The following is a 12829-nucleotide window of genomic DNA, read 5'->3' on the forward strand; positions in this document are numbered from 1 at the left end:
GATTATGCTTGTCGACAGTCATTGTCATCTTGATTTTTCTGACTTCGAACCGGAGCGCGATGCTGTTGTGCAGCGGGCTCTGGATGCCGGAGTGAAGCGCATGGTGACGATTTCCACGCGGGTCAGAAAATTCGATACGATCCGGGCGCTCGCTGAAGCCTATGATTGCGTTTATTGTTCGGTTGGAACTCATCCGAACAACGCGCATGAAGAACTCGATGTGACTGCCGACGATCTCGTGCGTCTGGCCGAGCACCCGAAAGTTGTGGCCATAGGCGAAGCGGGTCTCGATTATCACTACGACTACGCTCCGCCGGAAGCGCAGCGTCAGGGTTTTCTCATTCACATCGAAGCCGCGCGTCGGACCCAACTGCCGCTGGTCATCCATGCGCGCAGTGCAGACGACGATATGGCCGATATTCTCGAACGTGAGACCGAGAAGGGTGCATTCCCATTTATCCTCCACTGCTTTTCTTCTGGACGAGCATTGGCGGAAAAGGGCATTGAACTGGGTGGTTATATTTCCTTTTCGGGCATTCTGACCTTCAAGAACTCACCGGAAATTCGAGAAATAGCGGGCATTGTTCCGCGTGATCGTCTGTTGGTGGAAACGGATGCGCCATTTCTCGCGCCGCTTCCGCATCGCGGCAAGCGCAACGAGCCGTCTTTTGTGCAGCATACGGCGGCCATGTTGGCTGAAACGATCGGCGTGAGCAATGATGAAGTCGCACGTATCACGAGCGATAACGTGTTCAGGCTGTTTTCCAAAATGCCGCGTCCGTCAGAAAGTGCCAGCGCGTGATATCCCCCCGAAATTGCCTGCGTTTCACGATTTTGGGCTGCGGTTCGTCGCCCGGCGTGCCGCGCATCAATGGCGATTGGGGGAGTTGCGATCCCGAGAATCCGAAGAATCGGCGTCGTCGTGCCTCGCTTCTGGTTGAGCGATTTGACCCAGACGGTAATAGCACATCGGTTGTGATTGATACGGGACCGGATTTCCGCGCCCAGATGATTGACGCTGGCGCGCGCAGCCTTGATGCAGCCGTCTACACCCATCCGCACGCGGACCATATTCATGGAATTGACGATCTTCGAACCTATGTTGTCGAAAACCGTCGTCTGATGGATGTTTACGCCAATCGACTAACGCGTAACCGCCTCTTCGAGGCATTCGGCTATTGTTTTGAAACGCCAGCTGGATCGAGCTATCCGCCGATCCTCAGCATGCACGACATTGCTCCCGAAACGCCGTTTTCCATATCGGGAGCAGGAGGAGAAATCCGTTTCGAGCCATTCAGTCAGGTGCATGGCGACATTGAGTCGTTGGGCTTTCGCATTGGTTCCGTCGTGTACTGCACGGACGTGAGCGCTTTTCCTGAGCAAAGTCTCAAATATTTGGGCGGTGCCGATGTGCTTATCATCGATGCGTTGCAATATTGCCCGCATCCCAGCCATTTCTCGCTCGGTGAGGCGCTTGAATGGATAGAAAAACTGGCGCCCAAACGCGCCATTCTCACGCATATGCATGTCCCGCTTGATTATGAGACTGTCATGCGTGAAACGCCCGACAATGTTGAACCCGGATATGACGGGCTCCGCTTCGAGATGCCGCTTTAAGTTTCGAGTTTAAAATGAAAAGCCCGCGATGAGTCACCGCGGGCTTTTCGGTTACAATGGTCTATGATTTAGCCAACCGCGCCTTTGGTCGGGAAGGGCATGACATTACTGCCCTCTACGGCTTTGGTTGCCTTATCTTCCAGTTTGAGGCCACCGGCGCGCAGAAGGTCTGTAAAACGCCCGCCGCGTGCGGCAAGCTCGTCGAAGCTGCCGCTTTCGACCAGATGTCCCTTATCCATGAACAGAACCAGATCGGCCGAGCGAACCGTCGAAAGACGGTGCGCAATGATGAAGGTGGTGCGGTTGTGGCTCAGATCGTCAACAGCCTGCTTCACCTTCTCTTCTGTTTCAACGTCGAGCGCACTTGTGGCTTCGTCAAGAACGAGGATGGGCGAATCCTTCAAAATCGCACGCGCGATTGCAAGGCGCTGGCGTTCACCACCGGAAAGCTGCGAGCCGCGTTCGCCGACAACAGTATCGTAGCCGTCGCTTTTGGCTAGAATGAAGTCGTGGGCGGCTGCAGCGCGAGCAGCGGCGTGCACTTCTTCAGATGTGGCGTCTTCGCGGCCAACACGAATATTCTCTTCCACAGAGCGATTGAATAGCCCGGCATCCTGAAAGACAGTTGCGATAGCATGACGCAAGGAGCGGCGGCTGACGGTACGCGTATCGGTCCCGTCGATAGTGATGCGGCCAGCTGCGGGATCGAATACCCGTTGCAGCAGATTGATGAGCGTGGTCTTGCCCGCCCCGGTCGGACCGACAATAGCCACTGTCTGCCCCGGCTTGATCTCGAAGGACACGTCATAGACGCCTTGGCCAGAGTTCGGGAACTCAAAGGTGACATTGTCGAAAACGATGTCGCCTTTAACGTCGGTGAGATCCGAAACGTCCTGCGGTTCCTGACGGTCAGCAGTAGCATCTTCCATCTGGAAGAATTCTTCCAGCTTGGCGCGTGCGGTGACAGTCTGATTGATGAATGCGCTAATCTGATCGAGACGGCCGATCATCAGCTGCGCAAAACCGATAAAGGCAATCACATCGCCGACGCGCATCTGGCCCTTAGTGACGAAATAGGCGCCGAGAACCAGAACAACCACCATTGAGAAGGTGGAGGCCATTCGATTCAGGCCGCTGGCGAGCGCCCACCAATTGAGAACTGGAAACTGTGCCTTCTCCAGATTTTTGGCGTAATCCCGCAGAGACTGCGTTTCCGACGCGATACGGTTGTAGCTCTGCACGACCGAGACGTTGCTGATCGTATCGCTGACATGCTCGAACAGCTTGTGGTGGTGCTTTTCGACAGCCGTCTGGCCGTCCTTTGTCTTGCGCATCACAAGCTGGCCGATCATCACATAGATGACGCCGAGCACGATGAGCACCAGCGACATGCGCATGTCCATGTTCATTGCGACAGGAATGAGCGTTGCCAGGGCAACGATTGTCGTCAGATGCTGGCGCATGAATTCGAGCCAGAGAGTGAAGAGCGAGTCGGTTGCGCGGATCAGCGTATGAAGCGCGTTCGATGTGCCGCGCTTCTGGTGCCACGAAAGCGGCATCGTGATGAGGCGCTCATAGGAATCGATCATCACGCCCAGACGGCGGCGGTGCGCGAGACGGTCAGCTCCGCGGGCGACAAAGACCGCTGCAACAATGTTGAAGCCGCCAAGTGCAGCCCACATGGCCAGAGGCGAGAAAATGTCGCCCCTGTCGGAGATAGCCTGTATGACCCGACCGAACAGAATTGGTTCAGCAAGCGTGACCAGGGCAACCAGGACGCTGGCTACGCACATGGTTATCGTTGCAGCCTTCTCGACCGCAAGATACTCCATGGCTCGCCAGTAGATTTTGAGCAATGACACTTTCGGACTCCCGCTCGTCTATTCACGGGGCTAAATGGTATAGCCCACTTGTTCTATCAATATCAGATGGCGGCAAGAAGTGGCGATTGGGTGTCAAGATCGACCATAAATTAAAAACGCATGTAACCGAGTGTGAAGAATAGCCGGTAAAAATCGAATTCTTTGGAGAAAGAACGCTGCTGTTTTCGTTGCGAGCAGCCAAATTTCGGTTTTGGGGAATTCAGCCTAGCAATCCGCGAAACTCGCGTCTATTGAGATGACTAAATGAGCGGCGACCGCGTACGCGCTGCGTCAGCAAGAGTTGATCGGGTTTCTCCATGGCAGTCGTTGAACAGAAAATTGTGGATGCAGGCGAGGCGGGTATGCGGCTGGATCGCTGGTTCAAGGTCCACTATCCGGGACTTGGTTTCGGCCACCTGCAAAAACTTCTGCGGTCGGGGCAGATCCGTGTCGACGGTTCCCGCGCGAAGGCCGACACACGTGTTCAAGCCGGGCAGACTGTTCGCATTCCGCCCCTGGGCGTCGATGACAAATCCACCGGACCGGTTACGGCGCGAACAATCCGTAGCCAGCAGGACGGTGACGTGCTTTCGCAGATGCTTCTTTACGAAGACCCGAAAGTGTTCGTTTTCAACAAGCCAGCAGGGCTCGCTGTGCAGGGCGGGTCCGGCGTCTCGCGGCATATCGACGGTATGCTGGAGGCATGGCGCAACAAGAAGGGCGAAAAGCCGCGCCTAGTGCACCGTATCGACCGTGATACGTCGGGCGTGCTCGTTGTGGCGCGTACACGCGGCGCGGCACAGGCACTAACCGCCGCTTTTCGCGAGCGCGACACCAAGAAAACCTATTGGGCCTTGGTAAAAGGTGTTCCACGCAGGCGTGAGGACAAGATTTCCACGTGGCTGGTCAAGGATCAGACACCGGACGGTGACAAGATGCGTGTCTGCCAGCATGGCGAGCCGGATTCCGACCATGCGGTCTCATATTATCGCATCATCGAGAAGGCAGGCAACAACCTGACCTGGCTTGAGATGGAACCATATACGGGCAGGACTCATCAGTTGCGTGTTCATGCGGCCTATATCGGTCATCCAATTATCGGTGACCCCAAATATTTTGAAGCGGACCAGAATTGGGAGTTTCCGGGCGGGATACAAAAACGGCTGCATCTTCATGCGCGCCGTATTCGCATCCCGAACCCGTCGGGCGGCATTATCGATGTGACGGCGCCATTGCCGCCACACATGGTGCAATCATGGAATCTGCTCGGCTTCGATGAGGAAAGCGCGGAAGATTAAAAAATGTCAGGCGAAGCGGGGGGATCGTCCGAAGGACGAGTTTCGTTCGATGGGCTGGCCATCATGCTGGTCATGTTCATTATGTTCAGTTGGGGGCTGAATCAGGTTGCCATCAAGATCGGCAATCAAGGATTCAATCCCATGCTCATGGCAGCAGGGCGCTCCGCGCTGGGCGGCATGTGCGTCTTTCTCTGGTGCCGTTGGCGTCGCATCCCGCTTTTCAAGCGTGATGGTACGCTCGCCGCCGGGATAGCTGCCGGATTGCTGTTCGGTACCGAGTTCGTCCTGATTTTTCTGGCGATGGAGCTGACGAGCGTGGGACGTGTAACGCTCATGATGAATGTCATGCCGTTCTGGGTCGCTATCGGCAGTCATTTTCTTTTGGGCGAACGAATGTCGGTTCGTGCTTTTATCGGCATGTGTATAGCCTTTCTGGGCGTGTTTCTGGTCTTTTCCGATCATGTCAGTCGTCCGGGACCCCACGCTGTCTACGGCGATATGCTAGCGCTGGTATCGGGTGTGTTGTGGGGCTTGACCACGCTGGTCATCAAGCGGACCCGACTTGCCTACACAGCGCCGGAAAAGACGCTTCTTTACCAGTTGGTGATCGCAACGCTGGTGCCGCTGCCATTCATTTCGTTGAGCGGTCCTCTGCTTCGTAACCCGGATGCCCTGTCCACATCAGCCTTCCTGTTTCAGGCCGTATTCGTGGTGGCATTTACCTATCCGCTCTGGTTCTGGATGGTACGTCGATACCCCGCGTCGAAACTTTCTAATTTTGCCTTCCTCACGCCCGCTTTTGGCGTGTTATTGAGCGGCCTCATTCTGAGCGAGCCTTTGAGCTGGAAAATCTTTGCAGCTCTTGCGCTGATCGGTTGCGGACTGATGATTATCAACAAGCCGGCAAAGGTATCCAACGCCCGATGAAACTTGTACTCTTCGATTGCGACGGAACGCTGGTCGATAGCGGTGATTTCATTCACAGATGTATGGCGACCAGTTTTTCCGACGCTGGTCTGGAACCTCCCGCAATTGAGGAAACGCATTCGATCATTGGCCTGTCGTTGCATTTGGCTATTGCGAAGCTGTTGAACCGCGAACCGGACGAGCAGGTCCACTGGCTGACGCAACGCTACAAGGAAAACTTTGTGAAACTGCGTCAGGCTCCGGACTTCGTAGAGCCCCTCTATGATGGAATCCTGCCTCTTCTGACCGAACTCGGGGCGAGGAACGATCTCCTGCTGGGCATCGTAACGGGAAAATCCCAGCGCGGTGTCCGCTCTGTTTTCGAACGTCATGGCATCGGCCATCATTTCGTGGTGACACGTACCGCTGACGATTGCCCGTCAAAGCCGCATCCGGCCATGGTGCTTGAATCCTGCGCGGAAATGGGAATAGAACCCAATCGAACAATCGTTATCGGCGATGCCGTTTATGATATGCAGATGGCCCGTTCGGCAGGCGCTATGGCGGCAGGTGTCTCCTGGGGTTATCATAATAGGCAGGGACTGATAGAAGCTGGCGCCCATCACATTCTGGAAGCGCCATCCGAACTCTATGCATTGCTGCGGACTATGGACGCACAGGTCGTCTAGTTGTCGAGCCTTGCACCGAGTTAGCGACACAGAACTGGACAAATCTATGCGTAATATTTTGAGCGATCTTGAAGCAGGAAAGCAGCTTTCCGACGAGAACCCTATCGTGCGTGCGCAAAAGCAGATGCTGGCACAGCTGCCCAAACGCTTTTATGAAAAAGCGCAAGTAGCGGAAGTTGAAGGCGGTTTTGCTGTCCATCTGGACGGCCGTCCGGTAAAGACGCCAGCGCGCAGCCTGCTGCTGTTACCGACCAAAACGGCTGCTCAGATCGTGGCGGACGAGTTTGCCGCTCAGGAAAAGGTCATCGATCCCGGCAAAATGCCTGCAACGCGTTTGGTCAACACGGCAATCGATGGGATTACGCAGGACCCTCAAGCGGTTTTCGAGGATATTCTACGGTTCGCAGGCACGGATATGCTTTGCTATCGCGCCGACAGTCCGCAAGAACTCGTTTCTCGTCAGACCCAGCAATGGGACCCGTTGATCGACTGGATGGAAGGGCTTGGGGCGCGGTTTTCGCTCGCCGAAGGTGTGATGCATATAGAGCAGCCACGTGAAGCCATAGCGGCCTTTGGCGTCCATCTATCTGCTTTTAAAGATCCGATCGCGCTGGCATCTCTGCACACGATGACGACGCTGACGGGGTCGGCGATTATTGCACTGGCTATCGCCAAAGGCGAAGTGTCCGCAGAACATGGCTGGCAGCTGGCCCACATCGATGAGGATTGGACCGTGGAGCATTGGGGAACCGATGCGGAAGCAGTAGAGCGCCGCAGGAATCGGGAAATCGAAATGATGATGGCTGCCCGCATGCTCGCAGCACTTTAAATAAGAGGTCTATTATATTGATCTGATAAAGAAACCCCGGCAATGCCGGGGTTTCTTTTTGCGTGCAATCATCAAATGTTGCACGTCGTTCCCCTCGGTGGAAAAGTAAAAAACGCGCGGATAGCGTAAACGGCGTCCGCGTACTTTTTTAAACCGAGTAATACATGTCGTACTCGACCGGGTGCGGCGTCGTTTCATAGCGCATCACTTCGGCCATCTTGAGTTCGATGAAGCTGTCGATCTGATCGTCGTCGAACACACCGCCGGCCTTGAGGAATTCACGATCCTTGTCGAGCGACTGCAGGGCTTCGCGCAGCGAACCGCAGACGGTTGGAATCTTCTTCAGTTCCTTGGCAGGCAGATCGTAAAGATCCTTATCCATGGCCTGTCCCGGGTGAATCTTGTTTTTGATGCCGTCAAGACCAGCCATCAGCAGGGCAGCAAAGCACAGATAGGGGTTGGCCGCCGGGTCAGGGAAGCGAACTTCCAGACGCTTGGACTTCGGCGAATTACCGAACGGAATGCGGCAGGAAGCGGAACGATTGCGCGCCGAATAGGCAAGCAGAACCGGAGCTTCGTAACCAGGAACCAGGCGCTTGTAGGAGTTCGTCGACGGATTGGTGAAGGCATTCACGGCCTTTGCGTGCTTGATGACGCCGCCGATGAAATACAGGCAGTTTTCCGACAGTCCGGCATATTCATTGCCAGCGAAAGTCGGTTTGCCTTCTTTCCAGATCGAGAAGTGGACGTGCATGCCCGAGCCGTTGTCGCCGAAGATCGGCTTCGGCATGAAGGTTGCGGTCTTGCCATAAGCGTTGGCTACCTGATGCACGACATACTTGTAGATCTGCATCTTGTCCGCGTTGCGGACCAGCGTGTCGAATTTGACGCCGAGTTCGTGCTGGGCGGATGCCACTTCGTGGTGGTGCTTTTCGACGGTGACACCCATTTCGGTGAGCACGGTGAGCATTTCCGAGCGCATGTCCTGCGCGCTGTCGATCGGCGGAACCGGGAAATAACCGCCCTTCACGCGCGGGCGGTGGCCAAGGTTGCCTGTTTCATAGTCGGTGTCGTCATTCGACGGAAGTTCGGTCGAATCAAGCTTGAAACCAGTATTGTATGGGTCGGCCTTGTACTTCACGTCATCGAAGACAAAGAATTCAGCCTCCGGGCCAACATAGACGGTATCGCCGATACCGAGCGATTTCATGTAGGCTTCGGCCTTCTTTGCTGTCGTGCGCGGATCGCGGCCATAGGCTTCGCCCGAAATGGGATCCAGAATATCGCAAAGGATGACGAGCGTGGACTGAGCGAAGAACGGATCGATATGGGCGGTCGTCGGATCCGGCATCAGAACCATGTCGGATTCGTTGATTGCCTTCCAGCCGGCGATGGAAGAGCCGTCGAACATCACGCCGTCGACAAACATGTCTTCGTCGACGAGGCCGATATCCATCGTGACGTGCTGCAGCTTACCCTTCGGATCGGTGAAGCGAAGGTCGACAAACTTGATGTCGTTGTCTTTGATTTGTTTGAGAATATCGTTGGCAGTCGTCATATTAATTCCCTGTTTGCACGACGATGGATTGTATGCAGGTATTGTTAGATGGCATCCACGCCGGATTCACCGGTACGGATACGGATAACTTCTTCGATGTTGGAGACGAAAATCTTGCCATCGCCGATGCGTCCCGTCTGGGCAGCCTTGCGGATGGCTTCAATAGCGCTGTCCACGGTTTCGTCTGCGACGATGACTTCAACTTTCACTTTGGGAAGAAAGTCGACGACATATTCGGCGCCGCGGTAAAGCTCGGTATGACCTTTCTGTCGTCCAAAGCCCTTGGCTTCGATGACAGTAATCCCCTGCAAACCGACTTCCTGAAGGGCTTCCTTCACTTCATCCAGCTTGAAGGGCTTTATGATGGCTTCGATCTTTTTCATCAGAGAATGGTCTCCGCTCTTCTTCGGAAATGAGCATTGTGCCCGCTTCACCAATAGAGAAGCATGAACTGTGCCAGTTTGAATGCGGGGCGAAAATTTTCTTCCACGTTCCTCATCCTGAGGGAGATTGGCACTAATCGTGATGCTTGTGCAAGCGCTACTCCGGCGACAAGCAAGAAAGGGATTCCATCAATATGGCTTTCTGGTTAAAAACTAGGCGTCGTGCCTTAAATACAGGCAAACTTGCATAAAGCCCGGTGCCGCGTATTTAATCACTCCAGCCACGCCACCCGTGTTTAAAAGGTACGCGATGTACGAGTTGCTGACCCCGCAGGAAATGGCAGAAGCGGACCGCCGGACGATCAAGACCGGTATCAAGGATGGCTTTTCCTTGATGCTGGCGGCAGGGCGTGCCGTTGCGGATGTCGCGCAGGGTATGTTCCCCGGCAATTCGCCGGTCGCGGTTTTGTGTGGACCTGGCAATAACGGTGGCGATGGCTATGTCGCGGCGCAGTATTTGCTGGAAGCCGGTCTGGAGGTCGTATGTTTCGCATCAGCTCCCCCGCGAAAGGGTTCGGATGCCATGCGCGCATCGCTTTTTTACAAGGGACCGGTCTCGAATCTGAGTGAGTTTTCGGTCGTTAGTTTCGGGGGCGTGATTGATGCTTTATTCGGTGCGGGGCTCGTCCGCGATATTCATGGAGCCGAAGCCGTTGCGATCGACACGGTGAACAGCTCGGGCGTGCCGGTGGTGGCGGTTGATCTGCCAAGCGGCATTTCCGGCGAGGGAGGGGACGTTCTGGGCACCGCGATCCGAGCGCGCGCCACAGTCACGTTTTTTCGCAAGAAACCCGGCCATCTGCTACAGCCGGGAAGGGCCCATTGCGGCGTTCTTCATGTCGCAGATATCGGTATTCCCGACCACATACTTGCAGCCATCGAACCCAAGACGTTTGAAAATGCTCCCGAGCTTTGGGAAGGTGCCCTACCTGTGCTCGGAGTGGAAGCCTATAAGTATAGTCGCGGCCATGCCGCGGTGTTTTCAGGCGGCGCTCATTCGACCGGAGCCGCGCGTCTTTCGGCTCTCGCCACGGCTCGCGTTGGGGCAGGGGCCGTTACGCTTCTGTCTCCGCCCGATGCGATGGCGATTAATGCTGCTAACCTGACCAGCATCATGGTTCGCGAAACCCGTTGCCTGAAGGATGTTCGGCAGTTTTTCGCTGAGCGCAAGGTTGGTGCAGCGGTGCTCGGTCCGGGCTACGGAAATCCCGCATTCGCTCGTGAACATGCGCTATTTCTTGCTAATAGCGGACTTGAGGGATTTCACGGTCTCGTTCTCGATGCCGATGGGATTACTGCTTTTGAACACAATCCAGACGAGCTTTTCGATTGTCGACGGGACGCACGGTCTGCACTCGTGCTGACGCCGCATGAAGGCGAGTTTCGACGGCTTTTTCCGGATATTGCAAAGGCGACGGTCTCGAAGATTGAAAAGGCCCGCGAGGCTGCAAAGCGCGCCAATGCGGTCATTATATATAAGGGGCCTGATAGCGTGATTGCGGAACCGGGAGGGCTGGCCGTGGTCAACGCCAATGGAACTCCTTTGCTGGCAACGGCAGGATCAGGCGATGTTCTGACCGGAATTGTTTGCGGCTTGCTTGCGCAGGGCATGCCCGCATTCGCGGCCGCCTGTGCGTCCGTGTGGATGCATGCGGATGCCGCCCGGCGTTTCGGTCACGGACTTATCGCTGAAGATTTGCAAGCCCAATTGCCCGCCGTCTTATCCACGCTGGCCCGTGTCTCCCGAAATTAGCGGCGGGATGTGCGGCTGTTCCCGGTGCCGACATCAACGGTTATGCTGCCCGAGATCGATACATCGGTGTTGCCGACACGGAAATTCTTCCAGTTGCCGGTTGGCGCCTGATCCGGTTCTGGGGCGGGGGGCGGAGCGGACACGATGGGTTTTGGAGCTTGTACGCCCGGCAAGCCCGGTGATCCGTCATTCGCGGTGGCCGGTGATATTGCGGCCAGGAAAATCGTGCCCAATACGAGACAATGCTGTGCAGACATTACCGTTTCCCTACACCGGATCGGTTACGGCAGCGATAAGTTCGTCTGCCATTTCGAGCGTAAACTCATCGAAATGCGAGATGACGCGGCTCGGACCATAATGCTGCACGGGCAGATCGGTATATCCGAAATCGACCGCAACAACGGGAATTCCAGCCGCCTTCGCAGTGTCAATGTCGGTTCGGCTATCCCCTACCATGATGGCCCGTTCGCGATTGCCGCCGGCCCGTGTGATGGTGTCGATAAGATGACGTGGATCGGGTTTGCGATAAGCAAACGTATCGGCCCCGCAGATCGCAGCAAATCGTGCGGCTTCGCCCATGGAAGTCAGGAGTTTTACCGACAGGGCCTCGAACTTGTTCGTGCAGACCGCCAGTTCATAACCACTTGCGGAGAAGCGGTCCATTGCTTCTAGTACGCCTGGAAAGAAGGTAGAATGCCCTGGCATATTATTCGCGTAATGCTCGCGGAACTCTTCTACGAGATTATCGAGCTGTGCCTCATCTGCCTGTTTCTGTTGCGCAGCGAACGCGCGTTCGATCATGACGCGCCCGCCTTGCCCCACAAATTTCCGCAGTGATTCACGATCTGCCGTTTTCAGTCCAGATATTGCCAGGCAGTGATTAAGGCTATCGAGAAGATCAGGCGCTGTATCGACAAGGGTTCCGTCGAGATCGAAAACGATGATGGGCTTGAGATTAGCAGCAGACATTAGCTTCTCGTGTGTGAAAAAGAGGAATAGAAAACTCCTATCTGATTGTCGTCGCCGGCTCAACCTCATGATCAGATTTGCCTAAAATCCGAAATTCTGCGTCATAGTTCGAATAGAAGCTTTGTTGCGCCGCGCCCGCATGCTAGAGGCGAACCGGATGATAATGAGAATCCACCGGGATTTCGGGGAACTTGGGTATGGATGAAGCTCGCAAACTGAAAATTGCAGCAGCCGCAGAAGCACTTACACACGTCAGGGACGGAATGCGTCTGGGAATCGGTACCGGTTCAACTGCCGAGGAATTCGTGCGATTGCTTGCTGAAAAGGTAAACAGCGGTTTCAACATCATTGGCGTGCCCACTTCCGAGCGTACCGCGAAGCTTTGCGAGGAACTCGGAGTTCCGCTTACAACGCTTGAAGAAACACCCCATCTCGATCTCACGATTGACGGTGCAGATGAAGTCGATACCAATCTCTCGCTCATCAAGGGCGGTGGCGGTGCGCTTCTTCGGGAAAAGATCGTTGCTGCCGCTTCTGATGCAATGATTGTCATTGCTGACAGTTCCAAGGTGGTCGAAACGCTTGGACGTTTTCCTCTGCCAGTGGAAGTCAATCGTTTCGGTCTTGGCGCGACCATTCGCGCTATTGAGGAAGCAGCTGCAAAGTGTGGTCTTGCAGGCCCGCTGGCACTGCGTTTAAAAGATGGCTCACCCTTCGTAACAGACGGTGGGCATTATATCGTGGATGCATCTTTTGGCCGCATTCCCGATCCAAAGACGCTATCTGACGCTCTCTTCGCAATTCCAGGCGTTGTCGAGCACGGACTTTTCATCGGACTCGCGCGTGCGGCAGTGATTGCCGGTAACGACGGCATCCGCACCATGAACCGGTCTTGAACTGATTGA

13 protein-coding genes are annotated in these 12829 nt (G+C 55.3%); 8 read left to right on the forward strand and 5 right to left on the reverse strand.

Annotated elements, in window-relative coordinates; all coding sequences use genetic code 11:
- Positions 1-4 precede the first annotated feature (4 nt).
- Both F9K78_RS05290 and F9K78_RS05295 read left to right on the forward strand, forming a co-directional pair.
- Complete coding sequence (locus tag F9K78_RS05290; RefSeq protein ID WP_121983221.1) at positions 5-802, forward strand: TatD family hydrolase; 798 nt, start codon at positions 5-7, stop codon at positions 800-802.
- Positions 799-1617, forward strand: a complete 819-nt coding sequence (locus F9K78_RS05295; protein WP_121986535.1) for an MBL fold metallo-hydrolase — start codon at positions 799-801, stop codon at positions 1615-1617. Before F9K78_RS05290 ends, F9K78_RS05295 begins: the two co-directional genes overlap by 4 nt.
- Before the next feature lie 68 nt (positions 1618-1685).
- On the opposite strand, the gene F9K78_RS05300 is transcribed toward F9K78_RS05295, so the two are convergent.
- Positions 1686-3479 carry a glucan ABC transporter ATP-binding protein/ permease gene (locus tag F9K78_RS05300; RefSeq protein WP_121983219.1) on the reverse strand — a complete coding sequence of 598 codons (1794 nt, stop codon included), beginning with the start codon at positions 3477-3479 and terminating at the stop codon, positions 1686-1688.
- A 317-nt stretch (positions 3480-3796) separates the two neighbouring features.
- Between F9K78_RS05300 and F9K78_RS05305 the strand changes: the two genes are divergently transcribed.
- The 4 genes from F9K78_RS05305 to F9K78_RS05320 are packed head-to-tail and all read left to right on the forward strand — an operon-like array spanning position 3797 to position 7201.
- Positions 3797-4777, forward strand: coding sequence for an RluA family pseudouridine synthase (locus F9K78_RS05305; RefSeq protein WP_121983218.1), 981 nt, complete (start codon positions 3797-3799; stop codon positions 4775-4777).
- 3 nt (positions 4778-4780) lie between these two features.
- Positions 4781-5704, forward strand: coding sequence for a DMT family transporter (locus tag F9K78_RS05310; protein ID WP_121983217.1), 924 nt, complete (start codon positions 4781-4783; stop codon positions 5702-5704).
- On the forward strand, positions 5701-6372 hold the full coding sequence (locus tag F9K78_RS05315; RefSeq protein ID WP_121983216.1) for an HAD-IA family hydrolase: 672 nt from the start codon (positions 5701-5703) through the stop codon (positions 6370-6372). The genes F9K78_RS05310 and F9K78_RS05315 overlap by 4 nt, the downstream gene beginning before the upstream one ends.
- A 46-nt stretch (positions 6373-6418) precedes the next feature.
- Positions 6419-7201 (forward strand): ATP12 family chaperone protein, encoded by a 783-nt coding sequence (locus tag F9K78_RS05320; RefSeq protein ID WP_121983215.1) that lies wholly within the window; start codon positions 6419-6421, stop codon positions 7199-7201.
- Between the two features lie 148 nt (positions 7202-7349).
- Here the strand turns inward: F9K78_RS05320 and glnA are convergent, their stop codons facing one another.
- The gene (glnA, locus tag F9K78_RS05325; RefSeq protein ID WP_121983214.1) at positions 7350-8759 is read right to left on the reverse strand and encodes a type I glutamate--ammonia ligase; all 1410 of its coding nucleotides are present in this window, start codon (positions 8757-8759) and stop codon (positions 7350-7352) included.
- Between the two features lie 44 nt (positions 8760-8803).
- A complete protein-coding gene (locus F9K78_RS05330; protein WP_002964122.1) occupies positions 8804-9142 on the reverse strand; it encodes a P-II family nitrogen regulator in 339 nt (112 codons plus the stop codon).
- A 310-nt stretch (positions 9143-9452) separates the two neighbouring features.
- Between F9K78_RS05330 and F9K78_RS05335 the strand changes: the two genes are divergently transcribed.
- The gene (locus F9K78_RS05335) at positions 9453-10955 is read left to right on the forward strand and encodes an NAD(P)H-hydrate dehydratase (RefSeq protein WP_121983213.1); all 1503 of its coding nucleotides are present in this window, start codon (positions 9453-9455) and stop codon (positions 10953-10955) included.
- On the opposite strand, the gene F9K78_RS05340 is transcribed toward F9K78_RS05335, so the two are convergent.
- Positions 10952-11212 (reverse strand): hypothetical protein, encoded by a 261-nt coding sequence (locus F9K78_RS05340; protein WP_121983212.1) that lies wholly within the window; start codon positions 11210-11212, stop codon positions 10952-10954. The genes F9K78_RS05335 and F9K78_RS05340 overlap by 4 nt on opposite strands.
- 10 nt (positions 11213-11222) lie before the next feature.
- Positions 11223-11924, reverse strand: coding sequence for an HAD family hydrolase (locus F9K78_RS05345; RefSeq protein WP_121986536.1), 702 nt, complete (start codon positions 11922-11924; stop codon positions 11223-11225).
- A 197-nt stretch (positions 11925-12121) separates the two neighbouring features.
- Between F9K78_RS05345 and rpiA the strand changes: the two genes are divergently transcribed.
- Complete coding sequence (gene rpiA, locus F9K78_RS05350; RefSeq protein ID WP_121983210.1) at positions 12122-12820, forward strand: ribose-5-phosphate isomerase RpiA; 699 nt, start codon at positions 12122-12124, stop codon at positions 12818-12820.
- Positions 12821-12829 lie beyond the last annotated feature (9 nt).

Origin of the sequence: Brucella pseudintermedia, assembly GCF_008932435.1 — a bacterium.
Lineage (GTDB): Bacteria > Pseudomonadota > Alphaproteobacteria > Rhizobiales > Rhizobiaceae > Brucella > Brucella pseudintermedia.